12 protein-coding genes are annotated in these 14,973 nt (G+C 71.4%); 7 read left to right on the plus strand and 5 right to left on the minus strand.

Translation table 11 applies throughout. The annotated features are described in order from the left end of the window. Positions 1-132: 132 nt before the first annotated feature. From AB0K17_RS09480 to AB0K17_RS09495, 4 genes are all read right to left on the minus strand, one after another. Positions 133-1,194, minus strand: coding sequence for a helix-turn-helix domain-containing protein (locus AB0K17_RS09480; RefSeq protein WP_365967161.1), 1,062 nt, complete (start codon positions 1,192-1,194; stop codon positions 133-135). A 462-nt stretch (positions 1,195-1,656) separates the two neighbouring features. Next, positions 1,657-4,380, minus strand: a complete 2,724-nt coding sequence (ppdK, locus tag AB0K17_RS09485) for a pyruvate, phosphate dikinase (RefSeq protein ID WP_365982651.1) — start codon at positions 4,378-4,380, stop codon at positions 1,657-1,659. 394 nt (positions 4,381-4,774) lie between these two features. Beyond that, entirely contained in the window at positions 4,775-5,905 is a 1,131-nt protein-coding gene (gene dusB, locus AB0K17_RS09490) for a tRNA dihydrouridine synthase DusB (RefSeq protein WP_365967090.1), read from the minus strand. Positions 5,906-5,959: 54 nt separating this feature from the next. Continuing rightward, positions 5,960-6,880, minus strand: coding sequence for a helix-turn-helix transcriptional regulator (locus AB0K17_RS09495; RefSeq protein ID WP_365967089.1), 921 nt, complete (start codon positions 6,878-6,880; stop codon positions 5,960-5,962). 101 nt (positions 6,881-6,981) lie between these two features. On the opposite strand from AB0K17_RS09495, the gene AB0K17_RS09500 reads away from it, so the two are divergent. From AB0K17_RS09500 to AB0K17_RS09510, 3 genes are all read left to right on the plus strand, one after another. After that, a complete protein-coding gene (locus AB0K17_RS09500) occupies positions 6,982-8,457 on the plus strand; it encodes an MFS transporter (RefSeq protein ID WP_365967088.1) in 1,476 nt (491 codons plus the stop codon). A gap of 109 nt (positions 8,458-8,566) precedes the next feature. Continuing rightward, positions 8,567-9,571, plus strand: coding sequence for an aldo/keto reductase (locus tag AB0K17_RS09505; protein WP_365982652.1), 1,005 nt, complete (start codon positions 8,567-8,569; stop codon positions 9,569-9,571). A gap of 71 nt (positions 9,572-9,642) precedes the next feature. Beyond that, positions 9,643-10,230: a TetR family transcriptional regulator gene (locus AB0K17_RS09510; RefSeq protein WP_365982653.1), complete on the plus strand. Its 588-nt coding sequence runs from the start codon at positions 9,643-9,645 to the stop codon at positions 10,228-10,230. 84 nt (positions 10,231-10,314) lie between these two features. On the opposite strand, the gene AB0K17_RS09515 is transcribed toward AB0K17_RS09510, so the two are convergent. Beyond that, the gene (locus AB0K17_RS09515; protein WP_365967085.1) at positions 10,315-11,697 is read right to left on the minus strand and encodes a glycine--tRNA ligase; all 1,383 of its coding nucleotides are present in this window, start codon (positions 11,695-11,697) and stop codon (positions 10,315-10,317) included. Positions 11,698-11,850: 153 nt separating this feature from the next. On the opposite strand from AB0K17_RS09515, the gene AB0K17_RS09520 reads away from it, so the two are divergent. The 4 genes from AB0K17_RS09520 (at position 11,851) to AB0K17_RS09535 (ending at position 14,966) form a co-directional block, all read left to right on the plus strand. Next, entirely contained in the window at positions 11,851-12,837 is a 987-nt protein-coding gene (locus AB0K17_RS09520) for a metal ABC transporter substrate-binding protein (RefSeq protein WP_365982654.1), read from the plus strand. A gap of 17 nt (positions 12,838-12,854) precedes the next feature. Continuing rightward, positions 12,855-13,622: a metal ABC transporter ATP-binding protein gene (locus tag AB0K17_RS09525; protein WP_365982655.1), complete on the plus strand. Its 768-nt coding sequence runs from the start codon at positions 12,855-12,857 to the stop codon at positions 13,620-13,622. Beyond that, complete coding sequence (locus AB0K17_RS09530) at positions 13,622-14,491, plus strand: metal ABC transporter permease (protein WP_365982656.1); 870 nt, start codon at positions 13,622-13,624, stop codon at positions 14,489-14,491. The genes AB0K17_RS09525 and AB0K17_RS09530 overlap by 1 nt, the downstream gene beginning before the upstream one ends. Before the next feature lie 64 nt (positions 14,492-14,555). Next, complete coding sequence (locus AB0K17_RS09535; RefSeq protein WP_365982657.1) at positions 14,556-14,966, plus strand: Fur family transcriptional regulator; 411 nt, start codon at positions 14,556-14,558, stop codon at positions 14,964-14,966. Positions 14,967-14,973: the final 7 nt, after the last annotated feature.

Here is a 14,973-nt window from a genome sequence, read left to right on the forward strand (position 1 = left end):
ACGACCCGGGCCCGGCCGCGGCTGGGGGTCCGGGGGTCAGCCCCCGGGAGATTGCAGCATCGTGGCGGGGGTGGAGCGCTCGGGGATCGACGACTGACGACCCGGGCCCGGCCGCGGCTGGGGGTCCGGGGGTCAGCCCCCGGGAGATTGCAGCATCGTGGCGGGGGTGGAGCGCTCGGGGATCGACGACTGAACGCGCGGCCTGTTCTGGGGGCCGCGGTGGCCGTGGGCGTGGCCGCCGCGCAGCAGGGCCGCGCCCAGGGGCGTGAGGGTGTGCATCACCGCGCTGCCGTTGCGCAGCGTCAGCACCAGGCCCGCCTCCCGCAGCACGCCGGCGTGCTGGCTCGCCGAGGCCGCCGACACCCCGACCCTGCGGGCCAGTTCGCTGGTGGTGCAGCCACCGCCGATCGAGCCCAGCACCGCCGAGCGGGTGTGGCCGACGAGCTTGCCGAGCGACTTGGGCGCGGCCGGCACCACCGGCGCCGTCTCCGACATGGTGCGCGCCGGGTAGACCAGCACGGGGGTCAGCTCCGGGTTCTGCAGCGCCACGGGGGTGCGGCGGCAGAAGAAGGAGGGCAGGAGCAGCAGCCCGCGGCCGCCCAGGTGCAGGTCGCGGTCGACGGGGTAGTCGACCTCCAGCACGGGCGCGTTCCAGCGCATCGTCGGCGGCAGCGAGGACAGCAGCGCGTCCGCGCCGCCGTCGAGCAGGGCCCGGCCGCGCACGGCGCGGTCGGCCTCGATCTGGGCCTGGATGTGCGACCAGTAGGGTGCGATGGCCGCGTCGTGGTACGCGTGGAGCGCGGCGATCAGCTTGCCGAAGGCGCGGGTGTCGCCGTCGGCGAGCGATCGTATCCAAGCCGGCAGGGTCCGCACGGTGGACAACCGCGACAACTCGTCGTGCACCCGCTCGGCCGGTGTGGCCCGCAGCGCCTGTATGCCGCAGTCGAGTCCCGCTAACCCTTCCGGAGGCGTCAGGAAGTCGGGGAAATATCCGCGGGGAGGTACCAGCGGCGCCAGTAGCCGAGTTTCACCATTCAACCGAGCCCGGGTTTCCGACCGCCAATCTCCGAAGATCGACTCGCCTTGTTTGTCCCGGAGCCGGTGCAGGCTCAATACGGTTTCCCAGAGCACGTCCGGGTCGCCGGCCAGGCGCAACCGGGCCAGATCGAGTCCAGTGAAATGGACACGCAGCACCAAACCCCCACATGAGACATCCGCGGCCACCCCCCGCTCACTGAGTATGCACACCGATACGAGGTGTTACCACGCCCTTTTGGCCACAGTTGAAAGGACTCGCGGCGAACATCGCACAAGCGAAATGCTATTCACGCACTCAGGGCCGCACCGCTCGTTCCCGTGGGGGGTGGCGAGCGAATAAGCGGACGCTGAGTACGCGAGTTGCCGCCCGAGCCGATGCGGGCGGCAACAACTCCCGGTGGGGGAGTAAAGAGGGGCGGCGCTCCCGCACGGGCGCCGCCCCTTCGCCATGCGCCGGGGCGCATCGCGCCCGTTACGAGGGGGTTTCGCCCCCCGTCGTGGCAAGCACAGGAGGGGCAGCCCCCCGCACGGGTGCTGCCCCTCCTCCCTACCGGAGCCGTCGGGGTCTGAGGGTCGAGGTCATCCCACACCGGCTCCGGAGCTTCAACTGCCCCGCACTCAGCGGCTGTCGCTGCCGCCCGCCGTGCCGTTCAGGGCCGCCGCCCGTCCCGCCTCCAGGCGGGCCACCGGGATCCGGAAGGGCGAGCAGGAGACGTAGTCCAGCCCCACCTCGTGGAAGAAGTGGACCGAGTCCGGGTCGCCGCCGTGCTCACCGCACACGCCCAGCTTCAGGTCGGGCCGCGTGGCCCGGCCGGCCTGGACGGCCGCCCGCACCAGCGAGCCGACACCGTCGCGGTCGATGGTCTCGAAGGGGCTGACGCCGAAGATGCCCTTCTCCAGGTACGCCGTGAAGAAGCTGGCCTCCACGTCGTCGCGGGAGAAGCCCCACACCGTCTGGGTGAGGTCGTTCGTGCCGAAGGAGAAGAACTCGGCGGCCTCGGCGATCTGACCGGCCGTCAGTGCGGCGCGCGGCAGCTCGATCATCGTGCCGAGCGGCAGCTTCAGGCCCGCGCCGCTGGCGGCCTCGACCTCGGCGATGACGCGCTCGGCCTCCTCGCGCACGATCTCCAGCTCCTGGACGGTGCCCACCAGCGGGATCATGATCTCGGCGCGCGGGTCGCCCTTGGCCGCCACCCGCTCGGCCGCGGCCTCGGCGATGGCGCGCACCTGCATGGCGAACAGACCGGGGATGACCAGGCCCAGGCGCACACCGCGCAGGCCGAGCATCGGGTTCTGCTCGTGCAGCTTGTGCACGGCCTGCAGCAGGCGCAGCTCGTTCTCGTGCGGCTCCTGCCGCGCCTCGGCGAGGGCGACGCGCACGGACAGGTCGGTGATGTCCGGCAGGAACTCGTGCAGCGGCGGGTCGAGCAGTCGGACGGTGACCGGCAGCCCGTCCATCGCCTCGAACAGCTCGACGAAGTCGGCCTTCTGCAGCGGCAGCAGGGCACTGAGTGCCTCGTCGCGCTCGGTGTCGGTGTCGGCGAGGATGAGTCGCTCCACAAGTTCACGGCGCTCGCCGAGGAACATGTGCTCGGTGCGGCACAGGCCGATGCCCTGGGCGCCGAACCGCCGGGCGCGCGCGGCGTCCTCGGCGTTGTCGGCGTTCGCCCGCACCCGCAGGCGGCGCATCCGGTCGGCGTACGCCATCATCCGGTGCACGGCCTGCACCAGTTCGTCGGCGTCGTCGGCGCCGGCGTGCATGCGGCCCTCGAAGTACTCCACGACGGGGGACGGCACGACCGGCACCTCGCCGAGGTAGACCTTGCCGCTGGAGCCGTCGATGGAGACGACGTCGCCCTCCTGGACGACCACGCCGCCCGGCGCGGTCATCCGGCGCTGCTTGGTGTCGACCTCCAGCTCCTCGGCGCCGCAGACGCAGGTCTTGCCCATGCCGCGGGCCACGACGGCCGCGTGCGAGGTCTTGCCGCCGCGGGAGGTCAGGATGCCCTCGGAGGCGATCATGCCGTCGAGGTCGTCGGGGTTGGTCTCGCGGCGGATGAGGATGACCTTCTCGCCCGAGCGCGACCACTTCACGGCGGTGTAGGAGTCGAAGACGGCCCGGCCGACCGCGGCGCCCGGCGAGGCGGCGATGCCCCGGCCGAGCAGCTCGGCCTTCGCCTTCTCGTCGAAGCGCGGGAACATCAGCTGCGCGAGCTGGGCGCCGGTCACCCGCTGCAGGGCCTCGGCCTCGTCGATCAGGCCCTGGTCCACCAGCTGGGTGGCGATGCGGAAGGCGGCGCCGGCGGTGCGCTTGCCGACGCGGGTCTGCAGCATCCACAGCTTGCCGCGCTCGATGGTGAACTCGATGTCGCACAGGTCCTTGTAGTGCGTTTCGAGGGTCTCCATGATCTGCATCAGCTGGTCGTAGGAGGCCTTGTCGATGCGCTCGAGCTCGGCCAGCGGCATCGTGTTGCGGATGCCGGCGACGACGTCCTCGCCCTGGGCGTTCTGCAGGTAGTCGCCGTAGACGCCCTGGTGGCCGCTGGCGGGGTCGCGGGTGAAGGCGACGCCGGTGCCGGAGTCGGGGCCGAGGTTGCCGAAGACCATGGAGCAGATGTTCACGGCCGTGCCCAGGTCGCCGGGGATGCGCTCCTGGCGGCGGTAGAGCTTGGCGCGGTCGCCGTTCCAGGACTCGAAGACCGCCCTTATGGCGAGGTCCATCTGCTCGCGCGGGTCCTGCGGGAACTCGCGGCCGGTCTCCTTGGCGACGATGCCCTTGAACTGCTCGACCAGGCCCTTGAGGTCCTGGGCGCCCAGCTCGACGTCGGTGGCCACGCCCTTGGCCCGCTTGGCCTCCTCCAGCGCCTCCTCGAAGAGGTCGCCGTCGACGCCGAGGACGGTCTTGCCGAACATCTGGATGAGGCGGCGGTAGGAGTCCCACGCGAAGCGCTCGTCGCCGGCCTGGTCGGCGAGGCCGGTCACGGAGGCGTCGGACAGGCCGATGTTCAGGACGGTGTCCATCATGCCGGGCATGGAGAACTTGGCGCCGGAACGCACCGAGACGAGCAACGGGTTGTCGGGCTGGCCGAGCTTCTTGCCCATGCGCTCTTCCAGGGCCGTCAGGTGGGCGCTGACCTCGTCGCGCATCGACGGCGGCTCCTGGCCCCCGTCGAGGTAGACCTTGCAGGCCTCGGTGGTGATGGTGAAGCCGGGCGGCACGGGCAGACCCAGGTTCGTCATCTCGGCGAGGTTGGCCCCCTTACCGCCGAGCAGGTCCTTGAGGTCCTTGTTGCCCTCGGTGAAGGCGTAGACGAACTTCTGGCGATCTTCGGTTACCGGCACGGGAATCGACTCCTCACTCGGGGCCTCCCGGGGACGCTGGGGGGAGGGCTGCCCTGACGGCGGGGAGCGTACCCAGATCGAAGGCGTCTAGGGAGGTCTACTCCGCCAACCTGTGGGCGTAAGCACCCGTCAGCCAGCAGATCGAAAGTCTTCCGCTCATCTGAGGTTTCAACCCGCTTCCTTCACTTCCTGAAGAGAAGATGACCGAAAACAATCGCCCCATCACACAGAGTCGAGAAAATCCGCCGTTCGGCGGAGCATGGCGTCGACTCTTGAAGGGAAAAAGGGTGGCACGCAGTGCCACCCCTACGAGAGATGCACCCCCGATCGGCGCGCTCATCTGAGCGCATCATGTATCAGAGGTGGCGAGAATCACTCGCCGTCCACCCCGGTTTCACCCGCCCGAAGTGTCGAGTTCCGCCTCCGCGCCGACGGTTGCACAGTCGTACGGGTCGTCCAGCCACCCGTCCGGAAGCACCACGCGATTACGTCCGGAAGTACGACCCCGGGGCCCGTCGGCACCGGCGGGCCAGGGCTGGTCCAGGTCGAGCTCGCTCAAAAGAGCGTCCAGTTCGTCCAGAGATGAGGCGATTGCCAGCTTCTTCCGGAGCTCCGAACCGACCGCGAAGCCCTTCGTGTACCAGGCCACGTGCTTGCGGAAGTCGATGACGCCGCGCTCCTCGTCCTCCAGCCACTCCGCGAGCAGCTGGGCGTGGCGCACCATCACCCGCGCCACCTCCCGCAGCGCAGGGCGCGCGCTCTGCTGCGTACCGCCCGTCTCGAAGGCGGCGACCAGGTCGGCGAACAGCCACGGCCGGCCCAGGCAGCCGCGCCCGACGACCACGCCGTCGCAGCCGGTCTCGCGCACCATGCGCACGGCGTCCTCCGCCGACCAGATGTCGCCGTTGCCCAGCACCGGGATCTCCGGCACGGCCTCCTTCAGCCGGGCGATCGCCTCCCAGTCGGCGGTGCCGCCGTAGTGCTGGGCGGCGGTGCGCCCGTGCAGGGCGATGGCGGTGACGCCCTCCTCCACGGCGATGCGGCCCGCATCCAGGTAGGTGATGTGGTCGTCGTCGATGCCCTTGCGCATCTTCATCGTCACCGGCAGGGCCCCGGCGTTGCCCACGGCCTCCCGCAGGATCGAGCGCAGCAGGTTGCGCTTGTACGGCAGGGCCGAGCCGCCGCCCTTGCGGGTGACCTTGGGGACGGGGCAGCCGAAGTTGAGGTCGATGTGGTCGGCCAGGTCCTCGTCCACGATCATGCGGACGGCCTTGCCGACGGTGACCGGGTCCACGCCGTAGAGCTGGATCGAACGGGGCTTCTCGGTGTCGTCGAAGTGGACCAGCCGCATCGTCTTGGCATCCCGCTCGACGAGCGCGCGGGTGGTGATCATCTCGCTGACGAAGAGCCCCTTGCCCCCGGAGAACTCACGGCAGAGGGTGCGGAAGGGCGCGTTGGTGATCCCCGCCATGGGGGCCAGGACCACCGGCGGCTGCACCGAGTGCGGACCGATCTGGAGCGTCATGGAGGGAGCTTCCTCGAAGTGGTGCGGAGGGTCGGGCTGACCGTTAATTGTCCCTCATTCGGCGCAGACCCCCCGTGGGTCGCCCGTCCCGGCCTCCTCGGCGAGCACCAGGGCGTGCAGGCGCCGCAGCCCCTCCCGGCTGTCCTCGTCGGCGGGCGTGAAGGCGATCAGCCGGGTGCCGGGGGTGGGCCCGGTCCACAGGCTGGTGTGGTTCAGCCGCAGCAGCCCCACCCGGGCGTGCTGCAGGATCGCCTGCCGCTGGTCGTCGACGGGCACGATCTCGTGCCGCGCCCACAGCTCGCCGAATTCGGGCGAGGCGTCCAGCAGCCGCTTGAGCAGGCACTTCCAGGCCGGCTCGGCGATGTGCTCGGCCATGGCGGCGCGGAACTTCGCGGCCATGGCCCGCCGCGCCTCCGCCCCGTTGAGCGCGGAGGCGCGCCAGACGGGATCGGTGAAGTGCAGCCACAGACAGTTGCGGTTCTCGGGCGGCAGGGCGTCGAGGTCGCTCATCAGCCGGCCGTAGCAGCGGTTGTGGGCCAGGATGTCGTAGCGCGCGTTCTGCACCGTGGCGGGCAGCGGCTCCAGCTGCTCCAGCATCTCGCGCAGCGCCGGGGTGATGCCGGCGCTGTCCGTGCCGGGCAGCGGGTCGACGGCGTTGGCCAGGGCGAAGAGGTGGCCGCGCTCGCCGCGGTCGAGCATCAGCGCGCGGGCGAGGGAGTCGAGCACCTGGGTGGAGACCTGGATGTCCCGGGCCTGCTCCAGCCACGTGTACCAGGTGACGCCGACGGCGGCGAGCTGGGCCACCTCCTCCCGGCGCAGCCCGGGCGTACGGCGGCGCGGGCCGCGCGGCAGCCCCACCTGCTCGGGCGTGATGCGCTCCCTGCGGGAGCGCAGGAAGGCCGCCAGCTCCCGGCGGCGTACGTCGTCCGCCGTAGGCACGGTTACCGCGGAGGGCTCGAACGTCATCGTCGTCATGCCCCCAGGGTGCGGCCCGCAACAGGCTGTTTCCAGGTACTGCAGGTACCAGGATAAGAACAATCTGGTACCAGGCTCCGACCGCTGCCATCGTCGTATCCGTGAGTGAACCCCGGATATCGTCGACAGCCCCCGTCACCGACCCCTCCCCCGCCCCGGCGCCCGCCGTCTCCCCGCCGCAGGCGGCCCCGGCCGACGCCGTCCTCACCCCGCTGGGCCTGGCGACCGTCCTGCTCGGAGCCGCCCTGCCGTTCCTGGACTTCTTCATCGTCAACGTCGCGCTGCCGACGATCGACCACGACCTGCACGCCGGCCCGGCGCTGCTGGAGATGGTGGTCGGCGGCTACGGCATCGCCTACGCGGTGCTGCTCGTGCTCGGCGGGCGGCTCGGCGACATGGTGGGCCGGCGGCGGCTGTTCGGCTGGGGCACGGCGGCCTTCGGCGTGACCTCCGTGGCCTGCGGCCTGGCGCCGGACGCCTGGACGCTGGTGGCCGCCCGGGTCGCCCAGGGCGCGGCGTCGGCGCTGATGCTGCCGCAGGTCCTCGCCACCATCCAGGCCACCACCAGCGGCCAGCGGCGCACCCGCGCGATGAGCCTGTACAGCGGCACGGCCGGCGTGGTCAGCGCGGTCGGGCAGGTGCTCGGCGGCGTCCTGGTCTCCGTCGACGTGGCCGGCACCGGCTGGCGCTCGATCTTCCTGATCAACGCCCCGATCGCCGCCGTGGCCCTGCTGCTGACGGCGCGGGCCGTCCCGGAGACCCGCTCGCAGCGGCCCACCGGCGTCGACGGCTGGGGCACGGTCCTGCTGTCGGTGACGCTCATCGCGCTGCTGGTGCCGCTGACCGAGGGCCGCGCGGCGGGCTGGCCGCTGTGGTCCTGGCTGCTGCTGGCCCTCTTCCCGGTGGCCGCCGTGGCGTTCGTCGTGGTGGAGGTCCGCCAGGAGCGGGCGGGGCGCACCCCGCTGGTGCCGCCGTCGCTGCTGCGGGTGCACGCGGTGCGCAGCGGACTGACGCTGATCACCCCCTTCTCCATCGGGTGGGGCGGCTTCATGTTCGTCCTCGCGGTGGCCCTGCAGGAGGGCCTGCGGCTGGGTCCGCTGGCGGCGGGGCTGGCGCTGGTGCCGATGTGCGTGACGTTCCTGGCCGGCTCCCTGGCCGGGCCGCGGCTGGCCGCCCGGTACGGCAGGGGTCTGGCGACGGGCGGCGCGCTGCTGCAGGGCGCCGGCCTGCTGATCGTGGCCGCGACCTTCTGGTACGGCTGGGACGGGCTCGGCCCCCTCGGCCTCGCGCCGGGGCTGGCCGTGCAGGGTCTGGGCCAGGGCCTGCTGATGCCGCTGACGATGCGGCTCGTGCTCAGCGAGGTGCCGGTGGACCGGGCGGGCGTCGGCAGCGGCGTCCTGGTCACCACGCAGCAGGCGTTCATGGCGCTGGGTGTGGCGACGATGGGCTCGCTGTTCCTGTCGCTGACGCCGTCGAACGGCATGCGGCAGGCGCTGGCGATCACCCTGGGCGTCCAGCTCGTGCTGGTGGTCGTGTCGGTGCTGCTGACGCTGCGCCTGCCCCGGTCGGTGCGCTGAGGGACCGAAGCCGGGCACTCACTCGATGGACTGACAGATATTGAAATCCGTCAGTCCATGTGTGACGCTGTACGGGTCCCCCTCCCCTGCCCGACCGAAGGAACCTCCCGTGCTGCACCGCACCCTCGGCACCACCGGCCCCCGGGTATCCGCGCTCGGCCTCGGCTGCATGGGCATGTCCGCCCTCTACGGCGACGCCGACCGCGCCGAGTCGATCGCCACGATCCACGCCGCCCTCGACGCCGGCATCACCCTGCTGGACACCGGCGACTTCTACGCCATGGGTCACAACGAGCTGCTGATCGGCGAAGCCCTGCGCACCGCCCCCGGCCATGCCCGCGAGCAGGCCCTGACCAGCGTGAAGTTCGGCGCCCTGCGCGGCCCGGACGGCGCCTGGCTCGGCTACGACGGCCGCCCCGCCGCGGTGAAGACCTTCGCCGCCTACTCGCTCCAGCGCCTGGGCACCGACCACATCGACGTCTACCGGCTCGCCCGCGTCGACCCCGCCGTGCCGATCGAGGAGACCGTCGGCGCCGTCGCCGAGCTCGTCCAGGCCGGGTACGTGCGCCACATCGGCCTGTCGGAGGCGGGCGCCGAGACCGTGCGCCGCGCGGCCGCCGTCGCGCCCATCGCCGACCTCCAGATCGAGTACTCGCTGCTCTCCCGCGACATCGAGCAGCAGATCCTGCCCACCTGCCGCGAGCTCGGCATCGGCATCACCGCCTACGGCGTGCTCTCCCGCGGTCTGATCAGCGGCCACTACTCCCGCGACCGGCAGCTGGCCGCGAACGACTTCCGCAGCATGAGCCCCCGCTTCCAGGGCGAGAACCTCCAGCACAACCTCGACCTCGTCGACGCCCTGCGCAAGGTCGCCGACGAGCGGGGCGCGAGCGTGGCGCAGATCGCCATCGCCTGGGTCCTCTCCCGCGGCGCGGACATCGTGCCCCTGATCGGTGCCCGCAGCCGCAACCGCCTCGCCGAGGCGCTGGGCGCGCTGGAGGTCACCCTGAGCGAGGCCGACATCGCCGCCATCGAGGAGGCCGTCCCACCCGGCGCCGCCGCCGGCTCCCGCTACCCCGAGTCCCAGATGGCGTACCTGGACAGCGAGCGGTAGCCCGCGGGCGGTCGCGCCGCTGCCGGTACGGTCGTAGGACCACCCGCTCCCCGGAAGGGACCCGCACCCAGATGCCGCCCGAGACGCTGACCCCCGACCGCATCCTCGAGGCCACGGAGGACGTGCTGCGCCGCTACGGCCCGGCCAAGGCCACCGTGGTCGACGTGGCCCGCGCGCTCGGCGTCAGCCACGGCAGCGTCTACCGCCACTTCGCCAGCAAGGCCGCCCTGCGGGAGGCGGTCACCGACCGCTGGCTCGACCAGTCGCACGCCGAGCTGTCCGCCCTCGCCGGCGCGGAGGGCCCGGCCGGGCCCCGCCTGCGCGACTGGCTCACGGCCCTCTTCGCCGCCAAGCGGCGCAAGGCCGGCGACGACCCCGAGCTGTTCGCGACGTACATGGTGCTGGCCGGCGAGAACAGCACCACCGTGGAGCGGCACATAGGGACGATGATCGAGCAGCTGGAGCAGATCATCGACAGCGGCGTGCGCCGGGGCGAGTTCGCCGTCGGCGACCCCGCGGCCACGGCCCGTGCCGTCTGGGACGCCAGCGGCCGCTTCCACGACCCGGCGTACGCGGCGCACTGGTCGGCGCCGGACATCGACGACGCCTTCGAGGCGGTGTGCGACCTGGTGCTGCGCGGCCTGCACGCCGGTGGCTGAGCCTCGCGAGGAAAAGCCCGAGGGCCCGGCTCACCGCGGTGCGGTGGAGCCGGGCCCTCGGGCGTTGTCAGGCGTTCGGTCGCGTCAGCAGCCGATGAGGCGGGCGGCCAGGTAGCCCTCGATCTGGTCGAGGGAGACGCGCTCCTGCTTCATCGTGTCGCGCTCGCGCACGGTGACCGCGTTGTCCTCGAGGGTGTCGAAGTCGACGGTCACGCAGAACGGCGTACCGATCTCGTCCTGGCGGCGGTAGCGGCGGCCGATGGCGCCGGCGTCGTCGAACTCGATGTTCCAGTGCTTGCGCAGGTCGGCCGCGAGGCCCTTGGCCTTCGGCGAGAGCTCCGGGTTGCGGGACAGCGGCAGGACCGCGACCTTGACCGGGGACAGGCGCGGGTCGAGGCGCAGCACGACGCGCTTCTCCAGCTTGCCCTTGGCGTTGGGGGCCTCGTCCTCGACGTAGGCGTCGAGGAGGAAGGCGAGCATGGTGCGGCCGACACCGGCGGCGGGCTCGATGACGTAGGGGGTCCAGCGCTCGCCGGCCTCCTGGTCGAAGAACGACAGGTCCTGGCCGGAGGCCTTGGAGTGGGCGCCGAGGTCGTAGTCGGTGCGGTTGGCGACGCCCTCGAGCTCGCCCCACTCGTTGCCGCCGAACTGGAAGCGGTACTCGATGTCAGCGGTGCGCTTGGAGTAGTGGGAGAGCTTCTCCTTCGGGTGCTCGTACCACCGCATGTTCTCCTCGCGCAGGCCCAGGCCGGTGTACCAGTTCCAGCGCTGCTGCATCCAGTACTCCTGCCACTGCTCGTCCTCGCCCGGCTTGACGAAGAACTCCATCTCCATCTGCTCGAACTCGCGGGTGCGGAAGATGAAGTTGCCCGGAGTGATCTCGTTGCGGAAGGACTTGCCCATCTGGGCGATGCCGAACGGGGGCTTCTTCCGGGAGGTCTGCTGGACCTGGGCGAAGTTGGTGAAGATGCCCTGCGCCGTCTCGGGGCGCAGGTAGGCGACCGAGCCGCTGTCCTGGGTCGGGCCGAGGTGGGTGGAGAGCAGGCCGGAGAACTGCTTGGGCTCGGTGAACTGGCCCTTGTTGCCGCAGTTCGAGCAGTTGACGTCGGCCAGGCCGTTCTCGGGCAGGCGGCCGTGCTTGGCCTCGTACGCCTCCTCCAGGTGGTCGGCGCGGAAGCGCTTGTGGCAGGAGGTGCACTCGGTCAGCGGGTCGGTGAAGGTGGCGACGTGGCCGGAGGCCACCCACACCTCGGAGGCCAGGATCACCGACGAGTCGATGCCGACGACGTCCTCGCGGGAGGTGACCATGTAGCGCCACCACTGGCGCTTGATGTTCTCCTTGAGCTCGACGCCGAGCGGCCCGTAATCCCAGGCGGCGCGCTGGCCGCCGTAGATCTCACTGCACGGATAGACGAAGCCACGGCGCTTGCTCAGGCTGACGATGGTGTCGATCTTGTCGGCGGCCACGGTGCTCTCTTCATTGCGACGACGAACAGCGAATGATTCAGGTTACCGGCGCTGTACCCCCTCTCATCAAATCGGCTCTGGCCTTGGCTTGACCGCACGCGCGGCCCACCCTGCAGTTGACAATCGTTTCCATTTTTGTTGAAAATGAGTGTCATGAACGTACGCCCGATTCGTCCGGCCCCGGGCCGGCGCCGAATATCCGTCGCCGCCGTCGCCCTCGCCGCGACGCTCGGCCTCGTGAGCCTCACCGCCTGCTCCGCCGTCACCGGCGGCGACGGCAAGAAGAACGGGAAACTGCAGGTCATAGCGTCGTTCTACCCGATGGAATTCCTGGCGCAGCAGGTCGGCGGCCGGCATGTCGACGTCACGGGGCTGACCAAGCCCGGCGTCGAACCGCACGACCTGGAGCTCACCCCCCGGCAGACCGGCTCCCTCGCCGACGCCGGCGCGATCGTCTACCTCAAGGGACTGCAGCCCGCCGTCGACGCGGCCATCAAGCAGTCCGGAAACAAGCACGTCGCGGACGCCGCCTCCTTCACCCACCTGGAGAAGCACGGCGCCGAGGCCGGCGGCCACGAGGACGAGGGCGCGGACGAGCACCACGACCACGACGGAGCGGGCACCGACCCCCACGTCTGGCTCGACCCCGTGCGCTACGCCCAGGTCGCCCGGGGCGTCGCCAAGACCCTCGGCGAGGCCGACCCCGAGCACCGGGCCGACTACGCGCACAACGCCGACGAGCTGGCGAAGAGGCTCGACACGCTCAACAATGACTTCGCGGCCGGTCTGAAGAACCGCGCCTCCGACACCTTCATCACCACCCACGCCGCCTTCGGCTACCTCGCCGAGCGCTACGGGCTGGTCCAGGAGGCCATCAGCGGCGTCGACCCGGAGTCCGAGCCCAGCGCCGCCCGCATGAAGCAGCTGCACAGGCTCGCCGAGGACCACCACGTCAGCACCGTCTTCTTCGAGACCCTCGCCAGCCCCGCCACCGCGAAGACGCTCGCGGGCGACCTGAAGCTGAAGACCGACGTGCTCGACCCTCTCGAGGGCATCACCGACGCCTCCAGGGGCCGCGACTACTTCGGCGTGATGAAGGCCAATCTGGCCGCCCTGCAGAAGGCCCTGGGAACCAAGTGAGCGGACAGGAGACAGCCATGGAGCAGCCCGTCATATCCGTGCGCGGGGCCACGGCATCGCTGGGTTCGCGCCCGGTGCTGCGCGGCATCGACCTGAGCGTGGGCCGCGGCGAGGTCGTCGCCCTGCTCGGCGCCAACGGTTCCGGCAAGTCCACCGCCGTGCGGGCCATCGTCGGCCAGGTCCCGCTGACCGGAGGCGAGCTGGAGCTCTTCGGCACCCCGCGGCGCCGCTTCCGCGACTGGGCGCGCGTGGGGTACGTCCCCCAGCGCACCACCGCCGCCGGCGGCGTACCCGCCACCGTGCGCGAGGTCGTCGCCGCCGGACGCCTGGCCCGTACGAAGCTCGGGCCGACCCGCAAGGCGGACCGCGAGGCCGTCGTACGGGCCCTGGAGCTGGTCGGCATGGCCGACCGCCTCAAGGACCCGGTGGCCGCGCTCTCCGGCGGCCAGCACCAGCGCGTGCTGATCGCCCGCGCCCTCGCCGGCGAACCCGAACTGCTGATCATGGACGAGCCGATGGCCGGCGTCGACCTCGCCAGCCAGGAGGTCCTCGCGAGCGCCCTGCGCGAGCAGGTCGCCCGCGGCGCGTCCGTCCTGCTCGTGCTGCACGAGCTCGGCCCGCTGGAGCCGCTCATCGACCGCGCCGTCGTGCTGCGCGACGGCTGCGTCGTCCACGACGGGCCCCCGCCCGAGGCCGTGGGCCAGCACGCGCTGCCCGGCCACGACCACGTACACCCGCACGCCGACCCGGCCGCGGAACCGATCCGGACAGGGCTGCTGAGCTGATGGACATCCTCGAACTCGCCTTCATGCAACGGGCGCTGCTCGCCGCGCTCCTCGTCGGCATCACCGCCCCGGCCATCGGCGTCTACCTCGTCCAGCGCCGCCAGGCGCTGATGGGTGACGGCATCGGCCACGTGGCCCTCACCGGCGTCGGCCTGGGCTTCCTGCTCAACACCAGCCCCGTGTGGATCGCCACGATCGTCTGCGTCGTGGGCGCCGTCGTCATGGAGCTCATCCGCTCCTACGGCCGGGCCCGCGGCGACATCGCGCTCGCCATGCTCTTCTACGGCGGCATGGCCGGCGGCGTCATGCTGATGAGCCTGGCCCCCGGCGGCTCCAACGCCAACCTCACCACCTACCTCTTCGGCTCGATCACCACCGTCTCGCCGCAGGACGTCACGGCCATCTGCCTGCTCGCCGGCTTCGTGATCCTCACCACCGTCGGCCTGCGCAAGCAGCTGTTCGCGATCTGCCAGGACGAGGAGTTCGCCCGCGTCACCGGCCTGCCCGTACGCCTGCTGAACCTGCTCATCGCCGTCACCGCCGCCGTCACCGTCACCGTCGCCATGCGCGTCGTCGGCCTGCTGCTGGTCAGCGCCCTGATGGTGATCCCCGTCGCCGCCTCCCAGCAGATCGCCCGCAGCTTCGCGGCGACCTTCTCGATGTCGGTGGCCATCGGCGTCCTGGTGACCCTCTCCGGCACCGTGACCTCGTACTACGTGGACGTGCCCTCCGGCGCGACGATCGTGCTCCTGGCCATCGGCCTGTTCGTCCTGCTGACCCTCCTGGCCACCCCCCTCGCCCGCCGCCGCGCCGCGGCGACGAAGGCCGCGGAACGCTGCACGGCGGTCACGGACGACGTCAAGGTCTGATCGCCTGGCACAATTGGCCTGCACCCCGTGCGACGAGTGTTCAGGCGAGCTTGAGGAGGCAACTGTGGCGACCGCCGGACCCCCGGTACGCGGCCGGGCCACCAAGCAGCGGGCCGCGGTCGCGGCCGCGCTCGACGAGGTGGACGAGTTCCGCAGCGCGCAGGAGCTCCACGACATGCTCAAGCACCGCGGCGCCTCCGTCGGCCTGACCACGGTCTACCGCACCCTGCAGTCCCTCGCGGACGCCGGCGAGGTCGACGTCCTGCGCACCAGCGAAGGCGAAGCCGTCTACCGCCGCTGCTCCAGCGGTCACCACCACCACCTGGTCTGCCGCCTGTGCGGCAAGGCCGTGGAGGTCGAGGGCCCGGCCGTCGAGAAGTGGGCCGACTCCATCGCCGAGGACCACGGCTTCGTGGACGTCGCCCACACGATCGAAATCTTCGGCACGTGCGGCGACTGCGCGGCGAAGCGGTAGCAGACAC

Source organism: Streptomyces sp. NPDC049585 (assembly GCF_040675615.1).
Taxonomy (GTDB): Bacteria; Actinomycetota; Actinomycetes; order Streptomycetales; family Streptomycetaceae; genus Streptomyces; species Streptomyces luteosporeus.

Coding starts and splice junctions, on each gene's coding strand:
- AB0K17_RS09510 (WP_365982653.1), top strand. CDS start 9,643: ATGCCGCCCGAGACGCTGACCCCCGACCGCATCCTCGAGGCCACGGAG.
- dusB (WP_365967090.1), bottom strand. CDS start 5,905: ATGACGCTCCAGATCGGTCCGCACTCGGTGCAGCCGCCGGTGGTCCTG.
- AB0K17_RS09495 (WP_365967089.1), bottom strand. CDS start 6,880: ATGACGACGATGACGTTCGAGCCCTCCGCGGTAACCGTGCCTACGGCG.
- AB0K17_RS09530 (WP_365982656.1), top strand. CDS start 13,622: ATGGACATCCTCGAACTCGCCTTCATGCAACGGGCGCTGCTCGCCGCG.
- AB0K17_RS09525 (WP_365982655.1), top strand. CDS start 12,855: ATGGAGCAGCCCGTCATATCCGTGCGCGGGGCCACGGCATCGCTGGGT.
- AB0K17_RS09520 (WP_365982654.1), top strand. CDS start 11,851: ATGAACGTACGCCCGATTCGTCCGGCCCCGGGCCGGCGCCGAATATCC.